Here is a 25,121-nt window from a genome sequence, read left to right as displayed (position 1 = left end):
GGCCCCGGAGAAGGGCCCTCGCTCCGGAACGGTCTTCCGGGGCGGGGGCCCTTCCGCGCGCCCGGTCGTACGGGCCGGGGGTCAGCGCACCCGGGCGCGGGCGTCCATCGCCCTGCGGGCCGTGTCCTCGTCCTCGTACACCTCGCACATGTGGCGCCCGTCGGGGGTCGCCGTGTGCTCCACCTCCCAGAGGCTGACCTCGCTGCCGTCGAGCAGCAGGAACTGGTGCTCGTAGAGGGTGAAACCGGCGTCCCGGCCGCCTCCCACGGGGCAGTGGCGGCCGAAGGCCTGCGTGATGTGGTGCGCGAAGGCGAGCCGGAGGCGGCGGGCCGTCGCCCCGCCCGGCCGGTCCGCGTTCTCCGCGCGGCGCAGGACGCGGCGCGCGTGGTCGGCGGAGTTGTCCGGCACGTACATCCGGGGCTGGACGGGTATCGGGCGGGCGAGCAGGGCGCTCAGCAGCTCGAAGTCGTCGTCCTCGTCGAGGACGCGCCCCTCGGCGTGCCCGGAGTGTCCGGACTGCCCGGCGGTCCGGCCCGTCGACGGCCCGGAGGACAGGCGGGAGGCGGCGAGCCGGGCCTCCGCCTCCTCCGCGTACAGCTCGTGCCGCTCGGCGCCGCCCCGGCCGGCGTCGTGCACCAGCTCCCACAGGCTGAGGGCGCTGCCGTCGGCGAGCAGATAGGTGTGGCGGTGGGTCGTGCGGTGCAGCGACGCGCTGTGGTGCGAGGAGTGCAGCGCGCTGGAGTGCGCGAGCGCCGTGGAGAGGCGCTCGACGGTCGAGTCGGGCAGGTCGAAGGAGTTGAGCGCCCGGCCGAGGAGCCGTTCGACGTGCGCCTCGGTCGTCTCGTACGGATCGGGGTGATCCTGCGGATCGTTCAAGGGGATCTCCAGGCCGTCGCCGCATGTCACTTGATGCTTGCTTAACGTAGTCCCTGGGTCTGACATCGTGTCCAATGTTCCGGCAAAACGAAGGGTCCACGGCGGAAGTTCCCACCGTTTCCCCCCAACTCCCCTCCTCTTACCGGGAGTACGGGTCCGCCTGCGACCCGTACAGCTCGCGGTACGAGGGGAAGTCCCCGCCGGGGCCGCGCAGTCCGCCGGGGGCCGCGAGCAGCGCGCGGACGATCGCCCGGGTCACCAGGTCCGCGCCCGCCGCCAGGACCTCGTTCAGGGCGAGCGGACCCTCCGGCAGCTCCCGGGCCCCGGTGGCGAGGGCGAAGACCGTGTCCCCGTCGTTCATCAGGTGCACCGGCCGCACGGCGCGCGCGATGCCGTCGTGCGCCGTGCCCGCCACCTTCCGCGCCTGTGCGCGGGTCAGCGCCGCGTCCGTCGCGACCACGGCGAGCGTGGTGTTCAGCGGGGGTGGGGCGGCCGTCGCCCGCGCCTCCGCGAGCCGCCGCAGCGCCGCCCCGTGGACCTCGGGGTCGGGGAAGGCGGGCCGGCCGTCCTCGAAGTAGGCGCCGTACGGGACGCCCGTCGTCGGGTCCACGGCCGAACCCACCGCGTTCACCACCACCAGTGCCCCGACCGTGATCCCCGACGCCAGGACCGCGCTCGCCGTCCCGACGCCGCCCCGCAGGCCGCCGACCACGGCCCCCGTGCCCGCGCCGACCGCGCCCGTCCCCACGCGCGCGTGGTCGCCGCCCGCGTGGGCCGCCTCCACCGCCGCCCGCCCCGTCGCCGCGTCCGGCCGGGCGGTGAAGTCGCCGCCCCGGCCCAGGTCGAAGACGCACGCGGCGGGCACCACCGGCACCACGTGGGACGGGTCGGGGCCGACCCGGACGCCCCGGTGCCGCTCCGCCAGCCAGACCGTCACGCCCGAGGCGGAGTCGAGGCCGTACGCGCTGCCGCCGGTCAGGACGACCGCGTCGATCCGCTCCACCACGTTCCTCGGGTCCAGGGCGTCCGTCTCCCGCGTGCCAGGCCCCCCGCCCCGTACGTCCACGGCGGCGACCGCGCCGCCCTCCGGGGCGAGCACCACCGTGGTGCCGCTCAGCGCCCCCGGCCCGGCCACGCGCGCGTGGCCCACGCGCAGCCCGCCCACATCGGTGATCCCGTCCCGTGCGTCGGTGGTCCCGTCCCGTGCGTCGGTGGTCCCGTCCTGTGCGTCGGTGGTCCCGTCCTGTGCGTCGGTGATTCCGTCCTGGCCGTCCGCCGTCTTCCCGGGCTCCGTCATGCGCCCTGCCTACCACGCGGCCCGGCGCGGAGGTCAGGCCCCGGCGCCCCGCGTCGCCGGGTTCCGGGCGGTCAGGGTGACGCCGGTCGTGACGGCCGCCGCCGCGACGAGACCGGCCGCGAGGACGGCCCAGCGGCCCGCGAAGGAGCACATCAGGATCGCGAGCGCCGCGACCGGCAGGACGAGCTGCTGGGCGGTGCCGACCTTGAAGTAGCGGGCGTGCAGCAGCCACACGAGGAGCAGGAAGAGGGCCGACGGGATCGTCACGGCGGCGGAGGCGGCGAGCGTGGAGAGGTGGGCCTCGCCCACGGCCTGCTCGACGGCGATCTCCAGGCCCGCCCCGATGGCGGCGGCCGACATGAGGATCACGTAGTGCCCGTACCCCCACAGGAAGGCCTGGCGGCCGGAGGTCAGCCGGTCGTGGGCGGGCACGACGAAGTAGACCCACCAGGCGGCGAAGACGAGGAGCAGACCGCCGGCGGCGATCGGCAGCAGCTCGTCCAGGGCGTCGTTCTCGACGATGCCGGACTTCACGGCGACGGTCGCGGCGGCGACGGTCTCGCCGAGGACGATGAGGGTGAACAGGCCGTACCGCTCGGCGATGTGGTGCGCGTGCCAGGCGCTGGTGACGGCCCGCTCCGCGTACAGCGGCACGGCCAGTTCGGCCAGCGCCATGACGAGGAAGACCCACGGGCGGGCGGGCTCGGGCGCGAGGACCAGGCCGAGCCAGCCGACCTGGCAGAGGAGGACCCCGCCCGCGTACCGGCGGCACATCGTCCGCTCGGCCGGGTCGGTCGCGTGGCGGGCGGCGCGCAGCCACTGGAAGACGAGGGCGAGCCGCATCACGACGTAGCCGAGGTAGACGACGAGGAAGTCGTGCTCCTCGAAGGCCCGCGAGACGCCGGCGGCGAGGATCAGGACGCCGGCGATCTGCACGAGGGTGACGACCCGGTAGAGGACGTCGTCGTTGTCGTACGCGGAGGCGAACCAGGTGAAGTTCATCCAGGCCCACCAGATCGCGAAGAAGACCATCGCGTAGTTCGCGATGCCCGTGCCGGCGTGCCCCTCGGCGACCGCGTGGACGAGCTCGGCGCCGGCCTGGGCGACGGCGACGACGAAACACAGGTCGAAGAAGAGCTCCAGGGGCGTGGCGGCCCGGTGGGACTCCTTGCGGGAGCGGGACGTGAGCGGCAGGAAGGGTCTGGTCATGAGCACAGCACACCAGGGACCGGTCCCTTTCGGCCACGAGCCACGCGTGACGACGACCGGGGCCCGGCGGTCCCGGGGCCTGGCGTCCTGTTCCCGGCCCGGTGGCCCGGGGCCTGGCCTCTTGTTCCCGGCTCGACGACCCGGGGCCTGGCCTCCTGTCCCTGGTCCGGTCATCCGGGACCCGGCCTCCTGCCCTCGGCCCGGTGACCCAGCTCCCGGTCCCCGTCCCGCCCCGGCGGTCCCCCGTCCCCGCCGCCTGAACGCCGTCCGAGCGACGTCCGCACCGCACCGCCCCACCAAAAGGGGTGAAACGGACCATTCGGCCTTACCGTGGCCGCGTGACCGAGCCACCGCAGACCGCCGAGCCGACCCCTCCGCCGGGCGGGCCCGCCCCCGCCCCCGGCGCCGCCGACCCGGCCGCGGCCGGCCCCCCGCCGCAGAGCCCCGGTGCCGTACGCCGCTGCGCCTCCCTGGTCGGCGCGGTCGTCTCCGCCCTGCTCGTCGTCGCGATCGTCCTCGGCAGTCGCCTGCTCCGCGACTTCGACTCGGCGCTCCTGCCCTACGCCGTCGCCACCGTCTTCCTCGCCTTCGGCGTCGCCTACCGCTACACCGTCTGGATCTCCGCCCCCGGCGCCCGCCGACTCTTCCGCAAGGGCTGGGGCTCCTTCTTCTCCGTCGCGAACTTCCGCGCCGCGCCCACCGCCCTGCCGAGGATGATCGCCACCTACCTCGGCTTCCAGAAGTTCCTCGGCGCCCGCTCCCACGCCCGCTGGGCCGCCCACCAGCTCGTCTTCTGGGGCTGCCTGCTCGCCGCCGCGATCACCTTCCCGCTCACCTGGGGCTGGTTCACCTTCACCTCCTCCACCGGCTCGGGACCCGGCTACGAGATGCGGATCTGGGGCTTCGAGATCCTCGGCTTCGACTCCCTGAACATCGTCGGCTGGCTCATGTTCCACGGTCTCGACATCGCCGCCGTCCTCGTCATCCCCGGCGCCGGCTACTTCCTCTGGCGCCGCATGAAGGACCGGGGCGCCGTCACCGGCCAGCGCTTCGCCTACGACCTGGTGCCCCTGCTCGCCCTGATCGTCATCTCCGTGACCGGGCTGCTGCTGACCTTCTCGTCGATCTTCCTGCACGGCGGCGGCTACCAGTTCCTCGCCGTCCTCCACATGGTGTCCGTCGTCTTCACCCTGATCTACATCCCCTTCGGGAAGTTCTTCCACATCGTGCAGCGGCCCGCCGCCGTCGGCATGCAGCTCTTCAAGTACACCTCCCGCCGCGAGGACGAGGGGGGCGAGGTCTTCGCCTGCCGCCGCTGCGGACAGCCCATCGACACCGCCCCGTACGTGGAGAACCTCCGGGGCACCATGCGCGACCTCGACCTCGGCTTCGACGACTGGACCGAGTACTGCCCCCGCTGCAAGCGCGTCCTGCGCGGCACCGCCTACCTCGACCACGTGAAGAAGGGCTTCAAGTGAGCGCCACCGACCCCGCGGCCGCCCCCGGCGCCCTTCCCGGTGCCGCGCCCCGGCGGCCCCCGTCGCTCGACCCCTCGCTCGCCCCGCCCGGCTCCCGCGCCTTCCGCGACGCCGGGGGCATCCCCGCCGACCGCTGGCACGCCGACCAGAACGCGGAGACCCTCGTCCCCACCCACTGCTGCTTCTGCGGCGTGCAGTGCGGCATGTACCTGCGCGTCGACCACCACGGCAGGGTCTTCGGCGTCGAACCCCGCAACCACGACATCAACCGGATGCGGCTCTGCCCCAAGGGCATCAACGCCTACCAGCAGGTCAACCACCCCGACCGGCTCACCGCGCCCCTCATGCGCCGCAACCGCGACGAGGAGTTCCGCGAGGTGAGCTGGGACGAGGCCCTCGACCACACCGTCGCCGAGATCCGCCGCATCCAGGCCGAGTACGGCGACGACGCCTTCGGCCTCCTCGGCGGCGCCAGCCTCTTCTCCGAGAAGACCTACCTCGTCGGCAAGTTCGCCCGGGTCGCCCTCAAGACCAAGCACGTCGACTACAACGGACGCCTCTGCATGGTCTCCGCCGCCGGGGCCAACAAGCTCGCCTTCGGCATCGACCGCGCCGGCAACCCCTTCTCCGACATCCTCCTCACCGACTGCCTCCTCATCGCCGGCTCCAACGTCGGCGAGTGCTTCCCCGTCATGACCCAGTACGTGTGGGGAGCCCGCGACCGGGGCGCCACCCTGATCGTGATCGACCCCCGCGAGACCGCGATCGCCCGCACCGCCGACGTCCACGTCGCCCTCAAGCCCGGCACCGACGCCGCCTTCTTCAACGCCGTCCTGAACGTCGTCGTCGCCGAGGGCCTCACCGACGAGGCCCACCTCGCCGCCCACGCCACCGGCTGGGACGAGGTGAAGCGGACCGTCGCCGACTACCCGCCGTCCCGCGCCGCGCGGATCTGCGGCGTCCCCGAGGAGCAGATCGTCCAGGTGGCGCGCATGTTCGCCGGCGCCGGCCGGGCCATGGCCTGGCACGCCCGGGGCATCGAACACCACTCCCAGGGCGTCGAGAACTGCCTCACCGTCATCAACCTCTGCGTCGCCACCGGCAACATCGGAAAGCCCGGCGCCGGATACGGCACCATCACCGGCCAGGGCAACGGCCAGGGCGGCCGCGAGCACGGCCAGAAGTCCGACCTCCTGCCCGGCGGGCGCTCCATCACCAACCCCGAGCACCGCCGCCAGATCTGCGAGATCTGGGGCATCGACGAGACCGAACTCCCCTCCGCCGGAACCTCCATGATGGAGATGGTCTGGCAGATGCAGCGCGAGGAGATCCGCGGCCTCATCGGCGTCTGCAACAACCCCTTCGTCTCCCTCCCGAACTACGCCACCGTCAAGAACGGCTACGACACCCTCCAGTTCCACGCCCAGTTCGACTTCTTCCTCTCCGAGACCGCCGCCAACGCCCACGTCGTCCTCCCCGTCACCGTCTGGGCCGAGGACGAGGGCGTCATGGCCAACGCCGAGGCCCGCGTCGTCAAGCACAACAAGGCCCAGGAACCCCCCGCCGGCGTCCGCACCGACACCTGGGTCATGTGCGAACTCGCCCGCCGCCTCGGCGCCGGCGACAAGTTCGACTTCCCCGACTCCCGCTCCGTCTTCGAGGAGCTCCGCGTCGCCTCCGCCGGAACCGTCAACGACTACTACGGCATCACGTACGAGCGCCTGGAGGAGACCGGCGGCATCGCCTGGCCCTGCCCCACCACCGACCATCCCGGCACCCCCCGCCTCTTCGAGGACGGCCGCTCCTACCACCCCGACGGCATGATCCACCTCCAGGCCGTCGAGTGGCACCCGCCCATGGACCCGTACAGCGAGGAGTTCCCCCTCTCGCTCACCACCGGCCGCACCGTCGCCCACTTCCTCTCCGGCAACCAGACCCGCCGCCTCGCCGGACTCGTCGAGCAGACCCCCCGGCCCTGGGTCGAGGTCCACCCCTCCCACGGCTTCCGCAACGGCGACCCCGTCCGCGTCGTCACCCGCCGCGGCAGCGAGGTCTTCCCCGCCCTCGTCACCGACGCCATCCGCCCCGACACCGTCTTCGTGCCCTACCACTGGCCCGTCCCCACCGCGGCCAACGCCCTCACGATCGACGCCCTCGACCCGCGCTCCAAGATCCCCGAGTACAAGGTGTGCGCCGCCCGCGTCGAGGCCGCCGAACGCGTCGACGAGGTCCCCGCCCCGCCCACGCCCCCCGGCCGGCCGGCCTACCCCGAGGCCCAGGTCTCCCGCACCGACCCGCTGCCCCCCACCTCCCCCCAGGGCCGCGGCACCGCCGAGAGGAGCTGACCCGCACATGATGGGCCGCACGATCTTCATCGACCCCGGCCGCTGCATCGGCTGCCAGGCCTGCGTCTCCGCCTGCCGTGAATGCGACTCCCACCGCGGCAAGTCGATGATCCACCTCGACTACCCCGACGAGGGCCACTCCGTCGCCTCCCTCCCCACCGTCTGCATGCACTGCGAGGACCCCGTCGCCCCCTGCGCCGAGGTCTGCCCCGCCGACGCGATCCTCGTCACCCCCGACGGCGTCGTGCAGCAGGCCGACACCACCCGCTGCATCGGCTGCGCCAACTGCGTCAACGCCTGCCCCTTCGGCGTGCCCAAGATCGACCTCCAGGCCAAGCTCCAGCTGAAGTGCAACCTCTGCTACGACCGCACCGCCTACGGCCTCGCCCCCATGTGCGCCACCGTCTGCCCCACCGGCGCCCTCTTCTACGGCACCCTCGACGAACTGCGGGCCGAACGCCCCGGCGTCCAGGTGGCCGACTCCTTCACCTTCGGCACCACCACCGTCTCCACCGGGGTCGCGATGGTCGTCCCCGCCGACAAGGTCCAGTGGCCGGTGCCCGGCGGGCTCCCCGTCGTGGAGATCAACGGAAGGGACGTCCGTTGAGCGTCACCGACCCCCAGCCACCCGCCCCGGGCCCCCGCACCGACGCCGCCCAGGAAGCGCTCCACGACCGGATCGCCGCCGACTCCCTCACCAGCCGGCGCGACTACCTGCGGATCGTCACCACCGTCTCCGGCGGCCTCGCCGTCGGCGGCATCGGCGTCGCCGCCGGCATCCTGCACCGGCACGGCGACAGCGAAGGCGCCCCCGAACCGAAGAGGATCGCCGACCGGATCCCGCCCGGCGGCTCCCTCGCCTTCCGCTACCCCGGCGCCGACGACCGCGCGGTCGCCGTCCGCCTGGAGGACGGCACCCTCGCCGGCTACTCCGCCGTCTGCACCCACCTCGCCTGCGCCGTCCTCTGGCGCAAGGACCGGGGGAGCGAGGGCGAGCTGTACTGCCCCTGCCACGAGGGCGTCTTCGACGCGCGCACGGGAGAGGTCACGGCCGGCCCGCCACCCCGGGGACTCCCCAAGGTGCTCCTCGTCGAGGAGACCGACGGCAGCGTCTGGGCGGTCGGCACCGCCCGCTCGGGCGAGAGCGCCCGCGAGGGCCTCTGCCGCGAACTCGGCCCGGACCGCCCGGACCTCGCCACCCGCCTGGGCTGCCCCGGAGCCACCGCCGAGAGCGGGGGTACGGGTACGGGCGCAGGTGTGGGTACGGGGACGGGCGCGCGGGTGCCGGAGCGGAGCGAGCGGAGCGAGCGGACATGAGCGAGAGCGCCTTCCCCCGCGACCCGGAGGCCCCGGGACCGGCGGAGCCGCCCCGGCCCCCCGGGTACACCCCGGGCAGTGTCCAGCCGCGCCTGAACCGCCCCCTGCACGAGCGCTACCCGCAGGTCCGGCCCACCAGCGGCTACGGCGACCCCCGGATCCGGCACACCGGGCCGGGACCGGGCGCCGGCACGGAGCAGGAGCCCGAGCGCTCCTCGAAGCTGACCGCCCGTCTCGTCCTCGCGCTCTCGGTCGTCGTCGGCCAGCTCTGGGGCCTGACGATCGTGGTGGACGAGTGGATGTCCGGCGACACCGGCACCGCCTGGTGGGGTGCGGGCTTCCTCGTCCTGTCGTTCCTCGTGGTGCTCGGCCTCTGGCTGCTCGACCCGAAGGACCGCTGAGCGGGAATCCGCCGCGCGTGAGTCCACTGCGCGTGAGTCCACTGTGCGTAAGTCCACTGCGCGGGAATCCGCTGATCAGGAGCCCGCGCGGCGGACGGGCGCGGAACGGGCAGGCGCGGAGCGGGGCGGCGGGCGTACCCTGAGGGGATGAGCACCGCCCCCGCCCACGGCCCGCGAGACACGGAGCGACCCGGCACGCCCGCCCGCCCCGAAGGCAGGCCCCGGCCGGTCATCGTCTTCGACGATCCGCTGGACCGCCGGTCCGCGGACGACACGGACCGCGGGTGGGGCGAGCGGCCTCCTACCGGTGGCGACAGCGCCGCCGACCTCGCGCGCTTCCTCGACGAGAAGCCGCCGCACCACCTCTGAACCCGGCGTACGACGCCGGTCAGGAGGTGGGGTGTGCCCCCGTGCCACCGCCGGAACCCGGACCGGAGCCCGGACCGGATCCGGGACCCGAAACAGGACCCGTTCCCGTGCCCGTCCCCGCCGAGGGGCCGCGCTGGGCGACCAGGTGGTCGCGGATCTCCTTGAGCACCTCCAGCTCGCTGACCTCCATCGTCTCCTGGACGCCCTCCTTCGCCCTGTCGTGCGCGGCGCGCTTCGCGAGGATCTTCGCCATCGGCAGGACCATCAGGAAGTAGACGACGGCCGCGGTGATCAGGAAGCTCAGCACCGCGCTGAGGACCAGGCCCCACTGGAGCTGGATGCCCTGCACCTCGCCGTCCACCACTTCGCAGGTGCCCTTGATGCAGGACGAGTAGCTCTCCAGGTCCTTCGTGCCGAAGGCGCCCACGATCGGGTTGATGATGCCCTTGACCACCGAGTTCACGATGTTCGTGAACGCGGCGCCGATGACGACCGCCACCGCCAGGTCGATCACATTGCCGCGCATCAGGAAGGCCTTGAAGCCTCCCAGCACGGTTTCCTTCTTCGCCACCGAGGTGCCTTTCGTCTCCGTCACTCGTGCTGCGTGCCGTGCCATTACGCCGGGCACGGCGCGAGGGCGTCCAATCCGTACACACGGGACGGTTACTTGACAGCCTGTGCGTGCGAATCAACACAGCGTCACCGCCAGGTGGGACGTGACACCGGCACCCGCCAGGACCGCGGCCGTCGCCCGGGGCACGGAGAGGACGACGAGCGCCCCCGCGTCCGGGTGCTCCCCGTCCGCCCGCGGGACCTCGGCGACCCGGGCGCCCGACGCGACCACCCGGGCCTCACCCCCACCGCCCGGGGACCCGTGGGGCGCGGCGATCACGTCGACCCGGTCCCCGGGCCGCAGCAGCCGCACGGTCGCGGCGTCGGCGATCCGCACCGGAGCGGACACCAGGGGGACGGCCGGCGCGGGGCGTGCGGGAGCAGCGGTGGCGGCCTTCGTACCCCCCGGAGAAGGCCCGCCGCCCGAGACCGCCCCCGCCACGGCGAGCGCCGCCGCCATCAGCGCCAGGAGCACCAGCGGCACCCGCCGCCCCCGGCGCAGCACCCCGCGCAGTCGCGGTCGGGCGCCCCGTACCCGTACGGGCTCGAAGGGCGGCACCGCGCACGGCGCCGGCACGGAGGCGGGGGAGACGGGAGCGAGGGAGGCGAGGAGCGGGTCGTTCGTGGTCGTCACGGGAGACCGCCTGTCCTGGTGGGAGGGGAGGAAGGGAAGCGGCTCCCACTCTTCCCGTCCCGTCCCCGTCCCGCTCCGGCCTGGGGATCACCCGGCGCCTGTGGAAAACTCCCTCACCCGACCGGGGGACCTGCCCTCAAGGGCTCCGGACACGTCCGAGGCCCCCGGACACGCCCGAAGCACTCGGACACGTCCGAGGCCCCCGGACACGCCCGAAGCACTCGGACACGCCGGAGACCCCCGGACACGCCTGAGGCCTCCGGACATGCCCGAGGGCCCCGTCGCACGCGACGGGGCCCTCGGAGAAGAACAGAGGTCAGGCGGCCGAGCTTCCGGTGCTCGACGAGGACGCCGAGGAGGAGGAAGAAGACGACGAAGAGGACGACGACGCGGCCGAGGCGGTCGGCTTCGCGTCCGACGAACCCGACGAGGACGAAGACGTCGAGGACTTCGACGCGGACGACGCCGGCGAGCTGCTGGACGACGAGCCGCGGCTGTCGTTCCGGTAGAAGCCGGATCCCTTGAAGACGATGCCGACGGCCGAGAACACCTTCTTCAGGCGGCCCTTGCAGCTGGGGCACTCGGTCAGCGCGTCATCGGTGAACTTCTGCACCGCCTCGAGGCCTTCGCCGCACTCGGTGCACTGGTACTGGTAGGTCGGCACTTGACTTCCTCCTGGCACTCACACTCATCGAGTGCTAACGACGATCCATAGTGACGCATTCCCCCGTCTCAGTCCACCGTCACCGGCACGCGGTGACCGACACCACGCGCCGCGACCCGGCCCGCCTCGCGGGGCTTCAGCCGCGATCGCAGCAGCACCAGCGTGGTCAGGGCCAGGACCGTGCCCGCCATCGGCACCAGGAATCCGGTGCTCGCGCCGTGCGCGTCGGCGAGGCGGCCGGCGACCGTGACGGCCGCCGCCTGGCCGAGCGCGACCGCGCCGGTGAGCCAGGTGAAGGCCTCCGTGCGGGCCGAGGCCGGGATCAGGGCCTCGACGAGGGTGTAACCGGTGATCAGGGCGGGGGCGATGCACAGGCCCACGACCAGGCCCAGGGCGCCGAGGAGCAGCACCGAGTGCGCGGACCACAGCAGGGACGCGGCGACGGTGAGGCCCGCGTAGCCCAGGAACAGGCGGCGGAGGGGGCCGGTCTTCCAGGCGACGGCGCCCATGGCGATGCCCGCGAGCATGTTGCCGGCGGCGAAGACCCCGTACAGCAGGCCGTTGACGCCCGGGTTGCCGATCTCCTCGCTGAAGGCGGTGAGGGAGACCTGCATGCCGCCGAAGACGGAGCCGATGCCGAGGAAGGCGACGATCAGGACGCGGACGCCGGGCACGGAGAGCGCCGAGCGGTGGGGCTCGGCGGCGTGGGCGGCGGTCAGGCCGTACGCGGGCTGGGTGGCGCGCTGCGCGGCGAAGAACAGGCCGCCGACGAGGGTGAGGCCGGCCTCGGCGATCAGACCGGCGGCCGGGTGGACGCCGGTGCACAGGGCGGTGGCGAGGACGGGTCCGACGACGAAGGTGAACTCGTCGGTGACGGACTCGAAGGCCGCGGCCGTCGGCATCAGCGGCGTCCGGTCCAGCTTGGCCGCCCAGCGGGCCCGGACCATCGGCCCGACCTGCGGCACGGAGGCGCCGGCGGGCACGGCCGCCAGGAACAGCGCCCAGAGCGGGGCGCCGGCCAGGGCGAGGGCCACGAGCAGCGAGACGGACGCGGTGTGGACGAGGACGCCGGGGACCAGGACGGCACGCTGGCCGAAGCGGTCGGCGAGCTTGCCGCTCTGCGGCGCGAAGAGCGCCATGGAGACGCCGGTGGCGGCGGCGACCGCGCCGGCGCTGCCGAAGGAGCCGGTGGTGTGCTGGACGAGCAGGACGATGCCGATGGTCAGCATCGCGAAGGGCTGCCGGGCGGCGAACCCGGGGAGCAGGAAGGACAGCGCGCCGGGAGTGCGCAACAGCTGTCCGTAACCGGGACGCCCGCCCCCCTCGGACGGCTTGCCCGTGCCGGGACGCCCGCCCCCCTCGGGTCGCTCGCCCGTGCCGGGACGCTCGTTCGCGCGGATCTCGTCCGTGTCGACCGTGCCCGTGTTGACCGTGGACACCACGGTCCTTGCCTTTCCGCCGCCTGGTAGCGCCCCCGTGCACGGTGGTGCGGGTGTCGCCGAGAGCTGTCCTCATGCGCGGAACTGCGGTAGATACCGGGCCGGCCCCACTGCGGAGGGGCGCCACGGCCGCCATACGGTCGCGCCAGCTCTGCATCAGGCAGAGTTGGTTCGATCAGGTGTGCCTTCATGGTACAGGGAAGGAGCATCCTCCCGCCTGGGAAACGCTCCCTCCCCTCAATCGATTCCTGCGATCACGGGGATCGTGTGTGCGCCACGTCTCAGTCGGCGGTCTTCTTCTGCCGGTGGCCGGCTCCGGCCCGGTGGAACCGCGTCTCCGTGCCCGTCGGCGGCCCGAGCGCCGTCGAGCCGCCTCCCGTGCCGAGCCAGCCGGCGAGCTTGCCGCCCTGGCCGACCGCCCGCAGGCGCCGCTCGGTGGCGTCCCGCACCGGGTCGGTGGCGACGACCAGGAGTTCGTCGCCGTGCCGCAGGACGGTCGCGGGCCCCGGTACGAAGCTCTTCTCGTCCCGTACGACGAGGGTGACCGCGGCGCCGGCCGGGAGGCGCAGCTCGGCGACCTCCACGCCGTGCATCCGGGAGCCGTCCGGGATGGCGACGGAGAGCAGGTGGCCGCGCAGCCGCTCCAGGGGGGCGGACTCGACGCCGAGGTCGGAGGCGTCCGTGGAGGCGCCCAGCTTGAGCGCCTTCGCCAGCCAGGGCAGCGTCGGCCCCTGGATGAGGGTGTAGACGACGACCAGGACGAAGACGATGTTGAAGATCCGCTCGCTGCCCTCGACCTTCGACACCATCGGGATGGTGGCCAGGATGATGGGGACGGCTCCGCGCAGGCCGGCCCAGGACATGAGGGCCTGCTCCTGCCAGGGGATGCGGAAGGGCAACAGGCTGACCAGGATCTCCATGGGCCGCGCGACCATGGTCAGGACCAGGCCGATGACGACGGCGGGCCAGAAGTCGTTGACGAGGTCGTGCGGGGTGACGAGCAGGCCGAGCAGGACGAACATGCCGATCTGCGCGATCCAGCCGAGCCCCTCGGCGAAGCCGCGGTTCGCGGGCGCGTGCGGCAGCTTGGCGTTGCCGAGGATCATCGAGGCCAGGTAGACGGCGAGGAAGCCGGAGCCGTGGGCCAGGGCGCCGGCGGCGTACGCGACGACGGCGATGGCCATGACGGCGATCGGGTAGAGGCCGGAGGCGGGCAGGGCGACGTGCCGCAGCCCGTAGGCGCCGAGGAAGCCGACCGCGATGCCGACGGCCGCGCCGATGGCCAGTTCCAGGGCGATCTCGCCGAGGAGCACGTACCAGTGGTCGATCGGTCCGGCGGTCGAGAAGGCGACGACGAGGATGACGACGGGGGCGTCGTTGAAGCCGGACTCGGCCTCCAGGACGCCGGTGACCCGCGAGGGCAGGGGCACCTTGCGCAGCACGGAGAAGACCGCGGCGGCGTCGGTGGAGGAGACGACGGCGCCGATGATCAGGGCCTGCCGCCATTCCAGGCCGACGAGGTAGTGCGCACCGGCGGCGGTGACCCCGACGCTGACCGCGACGCCGACGGTGGAGAGGACGGCGGCGGCCGGGAGGGCGGGCCTGACCTCCTTCCACTTCGTGCCGAGGCCGCCCTCGGCGAGGATCACGACGAGGGCCGCGTAGCCGATGACCTGCGTCAGTTCGGCGTTGTCGAAGGCGATGTTGCCGATGCCGTCCTGCCCGATGGCGACGCCGATCCCCAGGTACAGCAGGAGGCTGGGGAGGCCGCTCCGGGAGGAGATCCGTACGGCCGCCACGGCGATCAGCAGCACGAGCGAGCTGACGAGCAGGAGTTCGTTGAGCTGGTGGACAGTCAGTGGCCGGTCCTTCCCCTCATATGCGGCTGGATCGTTCCTCCAGCGGACGACACTTCGTTACCTTACCTAATCTTTAACGTTTTCTTGACGCCTTCCCGGTGGCTCACCCGCTCACCAGTACGGTTCTCTTCCTGACACCGCGTCCGAGCCCTCCGGACGCTGCGCCTAAGGTGGCTCCCGTACTCCAGGACCACCCTGCCCCTCGAAGGACAGCGATGCCCTCCAACACGTCCGCGCCCCCCGCCAAGAAGAAAGGGCGGCGTGCCCGCCTGCTCCTCGTCCTCCTGGTCCTCGTGCTGGTCGCGGGCGTCGGGGCCGGCGGTTACTGGGGTGTCAGCACCGTCCGGGGCTCGTTCCCGCAGACGACCGGCGAGATCCGCCTCGACAGCCTCTCGGGTCAGGTGGAGGTGAAGCGGGACGCCCAGGGGGTCCCGCAGATCTACGCCGACAACGAGACGGACCTCTTCCGCGCGCAGGGCTACGTCCAGGCGCAGGACCGGTTCTACGAGATGGACGTCCGCCGGCACGTGACCGCGGGCCGGCTCTCCGAGATGTTCGGCGAGGGCCAGGTCGAGACGGACTCCTTCCTGCGCACGCTCGGCTGGCGCCGGGTCGCGCAGGAGGAGTACGACAAGGTCCTGTCGGCGGAGACCAAGAAGTACCTCCAGGCGTACGCGGAGGGCGTGAACGCCTACCTGAAGGACCGGGAGCCGGGTGACGTCTCCGTCGAGTACGCGGCCCTGGCCCTCACCAACGACTACGCGATCGAGCCGTGGACCCCGGTCGACTCGGTGGCCTGGCTGAAGGCCATGGCCTGGGACCTGCGCGGCAACATGCAGGACGAGATCGACCGCTCGCTGCTCACCAGCCGGCTGACCCCGGCGCAGATCGAGCAGCTCTACCCGGAGTACCCGTACGCGCTCCACCAGCCGATCCTGGACGGCGGGAAGGTGGACGACTCCACCGGGAAGTTCGACCCCGAGGGCAAGGGCGGGGACGAGGGCGAGGGCGACGGTTCGGGCACCGGCTCCGACGGCTCGGGAAGCTCCGGCGGTTCCACCGGCTCCGAGGGCTCCACCGGCTCGGGCACCGGATCCGGCGACTCCGCCCAGGGCATGGCGTCCCAGCTCGGCGCCCTCTCCGAGGTCCTCGACAACGTCCCGGCCCTGCTCGGCCCCAACGGCAACGGCATCGGCTCGAACTCCTGGGTCGTCGCCGGGAAGTACACGACCTCCGGCAAGCCGCTGCTCGCCAACGACCCGCACCTCGCGCCGCAGCTGCCGTCCCTCTGGTACCAGATGGGCCTGCACTGCCGCTCGGTCTCGGCCACCTGCCGCTACGACGTCTCGGGCTACACCTTCTCCGGCATGCCCGGTGTGATCATCGGACACAACGACAGGATCGCCTGGGGCCTCACCAACCTCGGCGCCGACGTCACCGACCTCTACCTGGAGAAGATCGGCCCCGACGGCTACCTGGTCGACGGCAAGGTCAAGCCCTTCACCACCCGCGAGGAGACCATCAAGGTCGCCGGCGGCGCCGACCGGAAGATCACCGTCCGCTCCACCGAGCACGGTCCGCTGGTCTCCGACCGCTCCGCCGAGCTGGAGACGGTCGGCCAGAAGGCCCCCGTCGGCAACGCCGCCCCCGACCGGGGCACCGGCTACGGCGTCTCCCTCCAGTGGACCGCCCTCCAGCCGGGCAAGTCGATGGACGCGATCTTCGCCCTCGACCGCGCCAAGGACTTCGACTCCTTCCGGGCCGCCGCCAAGGACTTCGAGGTCCCCTCCCAGAACCTGATCTACGCCGACACCGAGGGCAGCATCGGCTACCAGTCGCCGGGCAGGATCCCGCAGCGCGCCACCGGCGACGGAACCCTCCCGGCGCCCGGCTGGGACTCGAAGTACAAGTGGAAGGGCTACATCCCCTTCGAGCGGCTGCCCTACGAGCTGAACCCGGAGCGCGGCTACATCGTCACCGCCAACCAGGCCGTGATCGACCCGGAGAAGTACTCCGAGCTGCTCACCGAGGACTGGGGCTACGGCTCGCGCAGCCAGCGGATCAACGACCTCATCGAGTCGAAGATCAAGGACGGCGGCAAGATCTCGCCGGACGACATGCAGACCATGCAGACGGACAACCGCAGCGAGATCGCGACCCTGCTCAACCCGCTCCTGCTCAAGATCGACATCGCCGATCCGCACGTCCGCGAGGCGCAGAAGCTCCTGGAGGGCTGGGACTACACCCAGGAGCCCGACTCGGCCGCCGCCGCCTACTTCAACGCGGTCTGGCGCAACGTCCTCAAGCTCGGCTTCGGCGACAAGCTGCCCAAGGAGGTGCGCGCCGAGGGCGACTGCGTCAACGTGCGCCCGGCCGACGCCACCGGCCCGGTCGACGAGCAGAACAAGCTCGTCCGCGAGTGCGGCCAGCGCGACCCCGACTCGGCGCAGCCGGACGGCGGCGACCGCTGGTACGAGGTCGTCCGCCCGCTCCTCAAGCAGGAGAAGAGCGAGTGGTGGACCACCCCCGGCACCCGCACCGACCAGGCCACCGAGACCCGTGACCAGCTGCTCGCCCGCGCCATGAAGGACGCGCGCTGGGAGCTGACCGCCAAGCTCGGCAAGGACGTCTCCACCTGGAGCTGGGGCCGGCTGCACCAGCTGACCCTGAAGAACCAGACCCTCGGCACCGCCGGCCCCGGCGTCGTGCAGCAGCTCCTCAACCGCGGCCCGTGGAACCTGGGCGGCGGCGAGGCGGCCGTCGACGCCACCGGCTGGAACGCGGCCGGCGGCTACGAGGTCATCTGGGTCCCGTCGATGCGGATGGTCGCCAACGTCGGCGACTGGGACAAGTCCCGGTGGGTCAACCTGACCGGCGCCTCCGGCCACGCCTTCCACACGCACTACACCGACCAGACGGACACGTGGGCGAAGGGCGGGCTGTACGACTGGGCCTACGGCGGGGCGGCGGTCGACGCGGCGACGAAGGACACGCTGGTCCTCAAGCCGTAGGCGCGGGGGCCGCCGGACCGCAGGGGCACGCCGGTCCTCAGGCCGTGGGCGCGGGGGCCGCCCGGAAGCGGATCACGGCCTCCGGGGTCACCACCGCGTGCACGGGGTGGTCGTGCGGTTCCTCCGGGACCCGCACGACCACCTCGTCCGCGTAGAGGAGGACCACCAGGGCCGGGTCACGGCCGGTCCGCACGAGCCGGGCGAGGACCCGGTCGTACGAGCCGCCGCCCCGCCCGAGCCGCATCCCGCGCGCGTCCACCGCGAGTCCCGGCAGCAGCACGGCGTCCGCCGCGCACACCGCCTCCGGGCCGAGCCGGGGCCCGACCGGTTCGAGCAGCCCCCGGCCCGCCCGCGCGAGCCGGTCCGGGCCCTCGTACGCGGCCCAGTCCAGGTCGTTGTCCGGGAGCAGCACCGGCAGCAGGACCCGCACCCCGCGCGCGTGGAGCGCGTCGAGCAACGCGCGCGTGCCCGGCTCGCGGCCCACGGACACGTACGCGGCGACGGTGGACGCCCCGGCCAGCTCGGCCAGCTCCGCCCCCTGCCGGGCGAAGGACTCCGCCGATTCCACGAGGAATTCGGGTGTCAGCGCGGCACGTGCGCCCAGAAGTCGGCTGCGCAGCACGGTCTTTTCGGACATCTCCGACGTCATGAGGGCCCCCTGTGCATTCGCGAAACTCTTGTAACTGCCTTTATGCGGAGGAAGTTAATCCGAACCACATCTTCCTCTCATTCCACGCGGTTTCCGAGCCGTTAAGGTGCACCGTATGACTCAGTCCCCTCCCAGGCTCGGCCGGATCAGCAAGGCCGTCATCCCGGCCGCCGGCCTCGGCACCCGCTTCCTCCCGGCGACCAAGGCGACGCCGAAGGAGATGCTGCCGGTCGTCGACAAGCCGGCCATCCAGTACGTCGTCGAGGAGGCCGTCGCGGCCGGCCTCTCCGACGTCCTGATGATCACCGGCCGGAACAAGCGTCCCCTGGAGGACCACTTCGACCGGAACTACGAGCTGGAGGAGACCCTGAGCCGGAAGGGCGACGACGAGCGCCTCTCCCGGGTCCAGGAGTCCAGCGACCTGGCCACCATGCACTACGTGCGCCAGGGCGCCCCGCGCGGCCTCGGACACGCCGTCCTGTGCGCCGCGCCGCACGTCGGCGACCAGCCCTTCGCGGTGCTCCTCGGCGACGACCTGATCGACCCGCGCGACCCGCTCCTCGCGCGGATGGTGGAGGTCCAGGAGCGGGAGGGCGGCAGCGTGATCGCCCTGATGGAGGTCGAGCCCTCGCAGATCCACCTGTACGGCTGCGCGGCGGTCGAGGCCACCGCCGACGGGGACGTCGTCAAGGTGACGGACCTGGTCGAGAAGCCCGAACCGGGCGAGGCGCCCAGCAGTTACGCGATCATCGGCCGCTACGTCCTGGACCCGGCCGTCTTCGGCACGCTGCGGGAGACCGAGCCGGGCCGCGGCGGGGAGATCCAGCTCACCGACGCCCTGCAGAAGCTCGCCTCGGACGAGAAGATCGGCGGCCCGGTCCACGGCGTCGTGTTCAAGGGACGCCGCTATGACACCGGCGACCGCGGGGACTACCTGCGTGCCATTGTCAGACTCGCGTGCGAACGTGAAGATCTGGGACCGGACTTCCGGGCCTGGCTCCGGAGATACGTCAGCGAGGAGATGTAGGCCTTGAGCAGCAGCACGGCACCGTCGCCGTCCCACGACGACCACGACGCGGACCGGGAGAAGGGCGCGCCCGACCCCTGCGCGGGCCCGGCCCGCGACCTGTGGACGGTCGACGAGCACCTGGCCGACGTCCTCGCGTCCGTGAGCCCGCTCGAACCCATCGAGCTGCAACTCCTCGACGCCCAGGGCTGCGTCCTCGTCGAGGACGTGACGGTGCCCGTCGCGCTGCCCCCCTTCGACAACAGCTCCATGGACGGGTACGCGGTCCGGGTCGCCGACGTCGCCGGGGCCACCGAGGAGTTCCCCGCCGTCCTCACGGTGATCGGCGACGTCGCGGCCGGCGCGGACGGCCTGCCCGAGGTCGGCCCCGGCCAGGCCGCCCGGATCATGACCGGCGCCCCGCTGCCGCCCGGCGCCGAGGCCGTCGTCCCCGTCGAGTGGACCGACGGCGGTACGGGCGGGGGAGCGGCCACCGGCATGAGCGCCGCGAGCGCCGACCCCGAGGGCGCGGCCGGCGAGGTCCGGGTGCACCGCGCCGCCGAGGCCCGCGCCCACGTGCGCGCGCGGGGCAGCGACGTCCGCGCGGGCGAGCTCGCCCTGGCGGCCGGCACGGTCCTCGGGCCGCCGCAGATCGGGCTGCTCGCCGCGATCGGGCGCGGCACGGTCCGGGTGCGGCCCCGCCCCCGGGTCGTCGTCCTCTCCACCGGCAGCGAGCTGGTCCAGCCGGGCGAGCAGCTGGGCCCGGGGCAGATCCACGACTCCAACAGCTTCGCGCTCGCCGCCGCCGCGCGGGACGCCGGAGCCCTCGCCTACCGGGTGGGGGCCGTCGCCGACGACGCCGAGTCGCTGCGCTCCACCATCGAGGACCAGCTCATCCGGGCGGACCTGATCGTGACCACGGGCGGGGTGAGCGTCGGCGCGTACGACGTGGTGAAGGAGGCGCTGACCGCCGACGGCGAGGTCGACTTCCGCAGGCTGGCCATGCAGCCGGGCAAGCCGCAGGGCTTCGGCGCGATCGGCGCCGAGCGGATCCCGCTGCTCGCCCTGCCGGGCAATCCGGTCTCCTCGTACGTCTCCTTCGAGCTGTTCGTCCGCCCCGCGATCCGCGCCCTGATGGGCGTGGAGGACCTGCACCGCCCCCGGGTGCGGGCGGTCCTCGACGCGGACGCCCCCCTGAGGTCCCCGGCGGGCCGCCGCCAGTTCCTGCGCGGGGTGTACGACCGGGAGACCGGCGCCGTCACTCCCGTGGGCGGTGCCGGCTCCCACCTGATCGCGGCCCTCGCGCACGCGGACTGCCTGCTCGTGGTCCCGGAGGAGACGGAGAGCGTGGCCCCGGGCGCCGAGCTGGAAGTGGTCCTCCTCGGCTGAGGGGGCGAGGGTGGGGGTACGGTGTCGTCCCACACAGCGACCGGGAGTGTCACGGCGATGAGCACGCAGCAAGGTCTCACCCACATCGACGAGGCGGGGGCGGCCCGCATGGTCGACGTCTCCGCGAAGGACGTCACGGCCCGCACGGCGCGCGCCAGCGGACGGGTCCTCGTCTCGCCGCGCGTGATCGAGCTGCTGCGCGGCGAGGGCGTCCCGAAGGGCGACGCGCTCGCGACCGCCCGGATCGCCGGGATCATGGGCGCGAAGAGGACCCCGGACCTCATCCCGCTCTGCCACCCGCTGGCCGTCTCGGGCGTCACCCTCGACCTGTCCGTCGCGGACGACGCGGTCGAGATCCTGGCGACGGTGAAGACCACGGACCGGACGGGCGTCGAGATGGAGGCCCTGACGGCGGTCTCGGTGGCGGCCCTGACGGTCGTCGACATGGTGAAGGCGGTCGACAAGGGCGCGGTCATCTCCGACGTGCGGGTGGAGGAGAAGACGGGCGGCAAGTCGGGCCGCTGGACGCGGGGCGAGTCGTGACGCGCGCCGGACGGGTGGCGGGGACCCACGAGCACCCGGAGCCCGCCGCGCCCGCGGAGACCCCGGCGGACGCCTACTCGGCCCTGGTCGTCACCGCCTCCAACCGGGCGGCGGCCGGGGTGTACGAGGACAAGGGCGGCCCGCTGATCGCCGAGGCCCTGACCGCCCTGCGGTTCGCGGTGGAGGGCCCGCAGGTCGTCCCGGACGGGGAGCCCGTCGAGGCGGCGCTCCGGGCGGCCGTGGCCGCCGGGTACGACCTGGTGGTCACCACCGGCGGCACGGGCATCTCGCCCACCGACCTGACCCCCGAGGCGACCCGCCGGGTCCTGGAGCGGGAGATCCCCGGCATCCCGGAGGCCGTCCGCGCGTACGGCCGGGAGAAGGTGCCGACGGCGGCGCTCTCCCGGGGCCTCGCCGGGGTCGCGGGCCGCACCCTGATCGTGAACCTGCCGGGCTCGACGGGCGGGGTGCGGGACGGCCTGGCCGTCCTGGAGCCGCTCCTGAGGCACGCCGTCGACCAGATCCGCGGCGGCGATCATCCGCGGCCGTCGTGATCCCGTCCTGGCCCGCGGTCCTCGTCGACGGCGAGGTGGTCCTGCGACCGATAAGGATGCGGGACCACGCGGTCTGGCGCGAGGTGAACCGGCGCAACCGCGAGTGGCTGCGGCCCTGGGAGGCGACGGTCCCGCCGCCGCCCCCGGGCGCCCCGGCCGCCCAGCGCCCGACCTACCGTCAGATGGTGCGCCACCTGCGGGCTGAGGCGAACGCGGGCCGGATGCTTCCCTTCGTGATCGAGTACCAGGGGCGGCTGGCCGGCCAGTTGACGGTGGCCGGGATCACCTGGGGCTCGATGTGCTCGGGCCACGTGGGCTACTGGGTGGACGGCGCGGTGGCCGGGCGCGGGGTGATGCCGACGGCGGTCGCGCTCGCCGTGGACCACTGCTTCCGCACGGTCGGCCTGCACCGCGTGGAGGTGTGCATCCGCCCGGAGAACGGGCCCTCGCGCCGGGTCGTGGAGAAGCTGGGCTTCCGCGAGGAGGGGCTGCGGCCCCGCTACCTCCACATCGATGGGGCGTGGCGGGACCACCTGGTGTTCGCGCTCACGGCGGAAGAGGTGCCGGAAGGGCTGCTGAAACGCTGGCGTCGAACCAGAATGAAATAAGTGTTCGAATTCAATCGCCAGTTGACGGTCAATCGGTCGGAACAATCACAAAAAATTTCAGTGATATCAGCCAGATCGTGCGACACACCGGGCCAATTGGCCTATGCCCTCCCGCGAACCCCTCTACCGTGTGAAGCGTGAGCAGCAGCGGCCTCATCTACGCAGTCATCGTCGGGGCCTGGGCCGCCTACTTGGTACCGATGTGGCTCCGCAGGCAGGACGAGCTGAACGAAGCCCGTCCGACGGAACGCTTCAGCACCGCCATCCGGCTGCTTTCCGGACGGGCGGGCATGGAACGCCGTTATGCCAAGGAGCTGAAGGAGCGGGACCGTACGGCGCAGGGCCCGACGCCCGACGTGGACCCGGACGCGGCGACCGAGCACCTCAGCTCGGTCGACGTCCGGGCCTTCTCCGCGCCCGCGGCCAGGACGGAGGCGCGCCTGGAGCTCCCGGACCGCCACCCCGACCGCACGCCGGACCACGCACCGGACCGCCACTCGGACCGCACGCCGGAGCACGGACCTGACCGCGAGCCGGACCGTGCGTCCGAACCCGCGTCCGCCCCGGCCCGTTCCGCCCCGGGCGCCGCCGAGCGCGCCCGCCGCGGCAAGGCCCTCGCCCGCCGCCGCCGCACCACGATCGTCCTCTTCCTCGCCTTCACCCTCGGCGCGGTCGTCGCGGCCGTCGGCGGCGTCGCCTTCCTGTGGGCGCCGGCCGCCCCCGCCCTGCTCCTCAGCGCGTACATCGTCCACCTGCGGATCCAGGAGCGGCGCCGCTTCGTGTACGTGATGGACCGGCGCCGCGCCGAGGCGGCGGCCGCCCGGCTGCGCGAGAGCCGCCGCCCCGTCCCCACGCCCGAACCGGAGGCCGACCCGGCGCCCGCGACGGCCTCCGCGGTCTCCCCGCAGGAGGCCGACCGGCGCGCCCTGGTCGAACAGACCGACCACGCGGAGTGGGTGGACCAGCAGCGCGAGCGCGGCCCGGCCCGCGGCGACAGCTGGGACCCGGTCCCGGTCCCGCTCCCCACGTACGTCACCGCGCCGGTCGCCCCGCGCGCGTCGAGCGGCGTCGACATCACGGACCCGGAGACCTGGAGCGCGGCCCGCTCCTCCACGGCGGCCGACCCGACCCCCGCCCCGGCCCCCCGCCGGCGCCCCGCCGGCCCGCGCCGCGACCGCGACCAGGGCCGCACCCCCCTCTTCGACCAGTACGCGGACGACGACCGCCCCCGGGCCGCCAACGAGTGACCCGGCGGGCGGGCCCTACGCTCCCGCCCATGGACGGACACGAGCACCCGACGGCCCGGATCGAGAAGGCCTGGCGGGAATTCGAGGACCCGGCCACGCCCCACCGGGACTTCCGCCTCGACGAGATCAACGACCTCCTGGAGGCGGGCCTCCTGCCCCGGGAGGACGCCGAGCGGACCGTCGGACGCCTGGCCGCGGTCGCCCTGTCCGACGACGAGGACCGGACGGTCCTGGAGTCCGCCCTGCACGCGGTCTGCACGGCGGGCACGCGCTACGTGCTCCCCCTCCCGCCGGTGGCCCCGCTCGCCGCCGCGGCGGCCCGCTTCGACCCCCCGCTCCTCACCTACGTCCTGTCGGCCCTCGGCTCCACGCACGACAGGGCGGCGATACCGCTCGCCAGACGTTTTCTCGACCACCCCCACCCCGAGATCCGCCGGCAGGCGGAGGACGCCCTGACCGAGATCCGGTGGCGGCACCGGGACGGGGCGATCCGGGGGGCCGCCCCCGACGCCCTCGGCTGACCTGCGGCGGAAGCGATTTTTGTTCTCGCCGATCGGGGTGCTAATGTTTCACACGTCGCAAGGGCCTGTGGCGCAGTCTGGTAGCGCACCTCGTTCGCATCGAGGGGGTCTGGGGTTCAAATCCCCACAGGTCCACAGACGACTGTTCTTGAGTCAGCTCAGGAGCGTTGACGAGATCCCGTCCGATCGCAAGATCGGGCGGGATCTTCGTCGTTTCGGGGGCATGTACACCCGGTCGCGACCTGGGGCAGCTGGAACCGCCACGTCTGCCGTCCACCGGGGGCGGCGGTCAGCGGATCCGTACGGTGGCGCAGGTGAACGTCGTGTCCTGGAGCAGTGCGGGGGTGAGGGCGACGCCGGTCAGGTGCTCGGCCGGGGCGAACGCCGCGGGTGAGGACAGATCCCTCTCCGGATCGTCGTCGTCGAAGCGGAAGCCGATCCGTCGCATGACGTCGAGGAGTCCGTCGGGCGCTGTGCCCCAGCGGTCCTCCGGGAACACGGGGTCGAAGCACGGGCGCAGGACCCGGTCCTCCGCCCGGAGGAACGTGCCGACGCCGTTGATGTCGACGAAGTGCGAGACCCGGCTCGCCCCGGCGGATCAGACCAGCGCCTTCGCGTAGCAGCGGCTGTTCTCGTAGTCGCGGTAGTGGCCGAACTTGACGCACGGGGCGTAGCCGCTGGAGGTGTAGAGGGCGATGGCCTCCGGCTGGGCGGTGCCCGTCTCCAGGACCATGCGGGTGCGGCCCGCGGTGCGGGCGTCGGCTTCGAGGGCCGCGAGGATGCGGCGGGCCAGGCCCAGGCCGCGGGCCTCGGGGATCACGTACATGCGCTTGAGCTCGGCGTCGCCGTCCGCGTACCCCTGGTCGTTGGCGTCCTGGGTGCGCCAGCCGCCGGTGGCGAGGGGGTGGCCCTCGGGGTGGTAGGCGAGCAGGTAGAGGCCGCGGGGCGGGACGAACATGCCGGCGTCCAGCGGGGTGACGTCGCCCTCGTCGCCGTAGCGGACGGCGTACTCCGCCTGGACCTCGTCGTTGAGCTTGACGGCGTCGGGGTGGTCGTAGGGGGTGGGACGGATGTTCATGCGGTTCATCGTACG

The 25,121-nt window shown here is 73.1% G+C and carries 24 protein-coding genes, 1 tRNA gene and 1 pseudogene; 15 read left to right on the top strand and 11 right to left on the bottom strand.

What is annotated here, in order from left to right; all coding sequences use genetic code 11:
* Nucleotides 1-81: 81 nt before the first annotated feature.
* From ACFY7E_RS20390 to ACFY7E_RS20380, 3 genes are all read right to left on the bottom strand, one after another.
* Nucleotides 82-876 carry a DUF6227 family protein gene (locus ACFY7E_RS20390; RefSeq protein ID WP_389486730.1) on the bottom strand — a complete coding sequence of 265 codons (795 nt, stop codon included), beginning with the start codon at nucleotides 874-876 and terminating at the stop codon, nucleotides 82-84.
* 139 nt (nucleotides 877-1,015) lie between these two features.
* Nucleotides 1,016-2,173, bottom strand: coding sequence for a P1 family peptidase (locus ACFY7E_RS20385; protein WP_389486728.1), 1,158 nt, complete (start codon nucleotides 2,171-2,173; stop codon nucleotides 1,016-1,018).
* 33 nt (nucleotides 2,174-2,206) lie between these two features.
* Nucleotides 2,207-3,382 (bottom strand): low temperature requirement protein A, encoded by a 1,176-nt coding sequence (locus ACFY7E_RS20380; RefSeq protein ID WP_389486726.1) that lies wholly within the window; start codon nucleotides 3,380-3,382, stop codon nucleotides 2,207-2,209.
* A 338-nt stretch (nucleotides 3,383-3,720) separates the two neighbouring features.
* Here ACFY7E_RS20380 and ACFY7E_RS20375 point away from each other — a divergent pair, with 338 nt between their 5' ends.
* The 6 genes from ACFY7E_RS20375 to ACFY7E_RS20350 all read left to right on the top strand — a co-directional run bounded on the left by ACFY7E_RS20375 (nucleotide 3,721) and on the right by ACFY7E_RS20350 (nucleotide 9,292).
* The gene (locus tag ACFY7E_RS20375; RefSeq protein ID WP_389486724.1) at nucleotides 3,721-4,860 is read left to right on the top strand and encodes an MFS transporter; all 1,140 of its coding nucleotides are present in this window, start codon (nucleotides 3,721-3,723) and stop codon (nucleotides 4,858-4,860) included.
* Nucleotides 4,857-7,205 (top strand): molybdopterin oxidoreductase family protein, encoded by a 2,349-nt coding sequence (locus ACFY7E_RS20370; RefSeq protein ID WP_389486723.1) that lies wholly within the window; start codon nucleotides 4,857-4,859, stop codon nucleotides 7,203-7,205. The genes ACFY7E_RS20375 and ACFY7E_RS20370 overlap by 4 nt, the downstream gene beginning before the upstream one ends.
* A 7-nt stretch (nucleotides 7,206-7,212) precedes the next feature.
* Nucleotides 7,213-7,812, top strand: coding sequence for a 4Fe-4S dicluster domain-containing protein (locus ACFY7E_RS20365; RefSeq protein WP_383318633.1), 600 nt, complete (start codon nucleotides 7,213-7,215; stop codon nucleotides 7,810-7,812).
* Complete coding sequence (locus tag ACFY7E_RS20360) at nucleotides 7,809-8,522, top strand: ubiquinol-cytochrome c reductase iron-sulfur subunit (RefSeq protein WP_389486721.1); 714 nt, start codon at nucleotides 7,809-7,811, stop codon at nucleotides 8,520-8,522. Before ACFY7E_RS20365 ends, ACFY7E_RS20360 begins: the two co-directional genes overlap by 4 nt.
* Nucleotides 8,519-8,923 carry a hypothetical protein gene (locus ACFY7E_RS20355; RefSeq protein WP_389486719.1) on the top strand — a complete coding sequence of 135 codons (405 nt, stop codon included), beginning with the start codon at nucleotides 8,519-8,521 and terminating at the stop codon, nucleotides 8,921-8,923. Before ACFY7E_RS20360 ends, ACFY7E_RS20355 begins: the two co-directional genes overlap by 4 nt.
* Nucleotides 8,924-9,070: 147 nt before the next feature.
* On the top strand, nucleotides 9,071-9,292 hold the full coding sequence (locus tag ACFY7E_RS20350; protein ID WP_389486717.1) for a hypothetical protein: 222 nt from the start codon (nucleotides 9,071-9,073) through the stop codon (nucleotides 9,290-9,292).
* Between the two features lie 19 nt (nucleotides 9,293-9,311).
* Here ACFY7E_RS20350 and mscL read toward each other — a convergent pair whose 3' ends face one another.
* From mscL to ACFY7E_RS20325, 5 genes are all read right to left on the bottom strand, one after another.
* Complete coding sequence (gene mscL / locus ACFY7E_RS20345; RefSeq protein WP_389486715.1) at nucleotides 9,312-9,908, bottom strand: large conductance mechanosensitive channel protein MscL; 597 nt, start codon at nucleotides 9,906-9,908, stop codon at nucleotides 9,312-9,314.
* Nucleotides 9,909-9,980: 72 nt separating this feature from the next.
* Nucleotides 9,981-10,538 carry a hypothetical protein gene (locus tag ACFY7E_RS20340; protein WP_389486713.1) on the bottom strand — a complete coding sequence of 186 codons (558 nt, stop codon included), beginning with the start codon at nucleotides 10,536-10,538 and terminating at the stop codon, nucleotides 9,981-9,983.
* Between the two features lie 316 nt (nucleotides 10,539-10,854).
* Nucleotides 10,855-11,202, bottom strand: coding sequence for an FmdB family zinc ribbon protein (locus ACFY7E_RS20335; RefSeq protein WP_389486711.1), 348 nt, complete (start codon nucleotides 11,200-11,202; stop codon nucleotides 10,855-10,857).
* Nucleotides 11,203-11,270: 68 nt separating this feature from the next.
* A complete protein-coding gene (locus ACFY7E_RS20330) occupies nucleotides 11,271-12,497 on the bottom strand; it encodes an MFS transporter (RefSeq protein ID WP_389486916.1) in 1,227 nt (408 codons plus the stop codon).
* 425 nt (nucleotides 12,498-12,922) lie between these two features.
* A complete protein-coding gene (locus ACFY7E_RS20325) occupies nucleotides 12,923-14,455 on the bottom strand; it encodes a potassium/proton antiporter (RefSeq protein WP_389486709.1) in 1,533 nt (510 codons plus the stop codon).
* A 260-nt stretch (nucleotides 14,456-14,715) separates the two neighbouring features.
* Here ACFY7E_RS20325 and ACFY7E_RS20320 point away from each other — a divergent pair, with 260 nt between their 5' ends.
* Entirely contained in the window at nucleotides 14,716-17,511 is a 2,796-nt protein-coding gene (locus ACFY7E_RS20320) for a penicillin acylase family protein (protein ID WP_389486707.1), read from the top strand.
* A gap of 37 nt (nucleotides 17,512-17,548) precedes the next feature.
* Here the strand turns inward: ACFY7E_RS20320 and ACFY7E_RS20315 are convergent, their stop codons facing one another.
* The gene (locus tag ACFY7E_RS20315) at nucleotides 17,549-18,160 is read right to left on the bottom strand and encodes a 5-formyltetrahydrofolate cyclo-ligase (protein ID WP_389486705.1); all 612 of its coding nucleotides are present in this window, start codon (nucleotides 18,158-18,160) and stop codon (nucleotides 17,549-17,551) included.
* A gap of 115 nt (nucleotides 18,161-18,275) precedes the next feature.
* Between ACFY7E_RS20315 and galU the strand changes: the two genes are divergently transcribed.
* The 8 genes from galU to ACFY7E_RS20275 all read left to right on the top strand — a co-directional run bounded on the left by galU (nucleotide 18,276) and on the right by ACFY7E_RS20275 (nucleotide 24,163).
* A complete protein-coding gene (gene galU, locus ACFY7E_RS20310) occupies nucleotides 18,276-19,187 on the top strand; it encodes a UTP--glucose-1-phosphate uridylyltransferase GalU (RefSeq protein WP_383439859.1) in 912 nt (303 codons plus the stop codon).
* A 3-nt stretch (nucleotides 19,188-19,190) separates the two neighbouring features.
* Nucleotides 19,191-20,555 (top strand): gephyrin-like molybdotransferase Glp, encoded by a 1,365-nt coding sequence (gene glp / locus ACFY7E_RS20305; protein WP_389486703.1) that lies wholly within the window; start codon nucleotides 19,191-19,193, stop codon nucleotides 20,553-20,555.
* A 57-nt stretch (nucleotides 20,556-20,612) separates the two neighbouring features.
* Nucleotides 20,613-21,098 (top strand): cyclic pyranopterin monophosphate synthase MoaC, encoded by a 486-nt coding sequence (gene moaC / locus ACFY7E_RS20300; protein ID WP_383439863.1) that lies wholly within the window; start codon nucleotides 20,613-20,615, stop codon nucleotides 21,096-21,098.
* Between the two features lie 14 nt (nucleotides 21,099-21,112).
* Nucleotides 21,113-21,652 carry a molybdenum cofactor biosynthesis protein B gene (locus tag ACFY7E_RS20295; protein WP_389486914.1) on the top strand — a complete coding sequence of 180 codons (540 nt, stop codon included), beginning with the start codon at nucleotides 21,113-21,115 and terminating at the stop codon, nucleotides 21,650-21,652.
* Nucleotides 21,649-22,260: a GNAT family N-acetyltransferase gene (locus ACFY7E_RS20290; RefSeq protein ID WP_389486700.1), complete on the top strand. Its 612-nt coding sequence runs from the start codon at nucleotides 21,649-21,651 to the stop codon at nucleotides 22,258-22,260. The genes ACFY7E_RS20295 and ACFY7E_RS20290 overlap by 4 nt, the downstream gene beginning before the upstream one ends.
* A gap of 137 nt (nucleotides 22,261-22,397) precedes the next feature.
* A complete protein-coding gene (gene glpR, locus ACFY7E_RS20285; protein WP_389486698.1) occupies nucleotides 22,398-23,507 on the top strand; it encodes a gephyrin-like molybdotransferase receptor GlpR in 1,110 nt (369 codons plus the stop codon).
* A 29-nt stretch (nucleotides 23,508-23,536) separates the two neighbouring features.
* Nucleotides 23,537-24,028, top strand: coding sequence for a hypothetical protein (locus tag ACFY7E_RS20280; protein ID WP_389486696.1), 492 nt, complete (start codon nucleotides 23,537-23,539; stop codon nucleotides 24,026-24,028).
* A gap of 61 nt (nucleotides 24,029-24,089) precedes the next feature.
* Nucleotides 24,090-24,163: transfer RNA gene (locus ACFY7E_RS20275), tRNA-Ala, on the top strand.
* 154 nt (nucleotides 24,164-24,317) lie between these two features.
* On the opposite strand, the pseudogene ACFY7E_RS20270 reads toward ACFY7E_RS20275, so the two are convergent.
* A pseudogene (locus ACFY7E_RS20270) lies at nucleotides 24,318-24,614 on the bottom strand (DUF6461 domain-containing protein); the annotation flags it as partial.
* A 12-nt stretch (nucleotides 24,615-24,626) separates the two neighbouring features.
* The gene (locus tag ACFY7E_RS20265; protein ID WP_383439872.1) at nucleotides 24,627-25,106 is read right to left on the bottom strand and encodes a GNAT family N-acetyltransferase; all 480 of its coding nucleotides are present in this window, start codon (nucleotides 25,104-25,106) and stop codon (nucleotides 24,627-24,629) included.
* Nucleotides 25,107-25,121: the final 15 nt, after the last annotated feature.

It is taken from the genome of Streptomyces sp. NPDC012825 (assembly GCF_042900925.1).
Taxonomy (GTDB): Bacteria; Actinomycetota; Actinomycetes; order Streptomycetales; family Streptomycetaceae; genus Streptomyces.
This window is presented reverse-complemented; position numbering and strand designations above follow the sequence as displayed.

What these genes read in the sequence shown, in the direction of transcription:
- ACFY7E_RS20385 (WP_389486728.1), bottom strand. Translation starts at nt 2,173, where the DNA reads ATGACGGAGCCCGGGAAGACGGCGGACGGCCAGGACGGAATCACCGAC.
- ACFY7E_RS20380 (WP_389486726.1), bottom strand. Translation starts at nt 3,382, where the DNA reads ATGACCAGACCCTTCCTGCCGCTCACGTCCCGCTCCCGCAAGGAGTCC.
- ACFY7E_RS20365 (WP_383318633.1), top strand. Translation starts at nt 7,213, where the DNA reads ATGATGGGCCGCACGATCTTCATCGACCCCGGCCGCTGCATCGGCTGC.
- ACFY7E_RS20355 (WP_389486719.1), top strand. Translation starts at nt 8,519, where the DNA reads ATGAGCGAGAGCGCCTTCCCCCGCGACCCGGAGGCCCCGGGACCGGCG.
- ACFY7E_RS20350 (WP_389486717.1), top strand. Translation starts at nt 9,071, where the DNA reads ATGAGCACCGCCCCCGCCCACGGCCCGCGAGACACGGAGCGACCCGGC.
- mscL (WP_389486715.1), bottom strand. Translation starts at nt 9,908, where the DNA reads ATGGCACGGCACGCAGCACGAGTGACGGAGACGAAAGGCACCTCGGTG.
- ACFY7E_RS20320 (WP_389486707.1), top strand. Translation starts at nt 14,716, where the DNA reads ATGCCCTCCAACACGTCCGCGCCCCCCGCCAAGAAGAAAGGGCGGCGT.
- ACFY7E_RS20315 (WP_389486705.1), bottom strand. Translation starts at nt 18,160, where the DNA reads ATGACGTCGGAGATGTCCGAAAAGACCGTGCTGCGCAGCCGACTTCTG.
- galU (WP_383439859.1), top strand. Translation starts at nt 18,276, where the DNA reads ATGACTCAGTCCCCTCCCAGGCTCGGCCGGATCAGCAAGGCCGTCATC.
- moaC (WP_383439863.1), top strand. Translation starts at nt 20,613, where the DNA reads ATGAGCACGCAGCAAGGTCTCACCCACATCGACGAGGCGGGGGCGGCC.
- ACFY7E_RS20280 (WP_389486696.1), top strand. Translation starts at nt 23,537, where the DNA reads ATGGACGGACACGAGCACCCGACGGCCCGGATCGAGAAGGCCTGGCGG.
- ACFY7E_RS20265 (WP_383439872.1), bottom strand. Translation starts at nt 25,106, where the DNA reads ATGAACATCCGTCCCACCCCCTACGACCACCCCGACGCCGTCAAGCTC.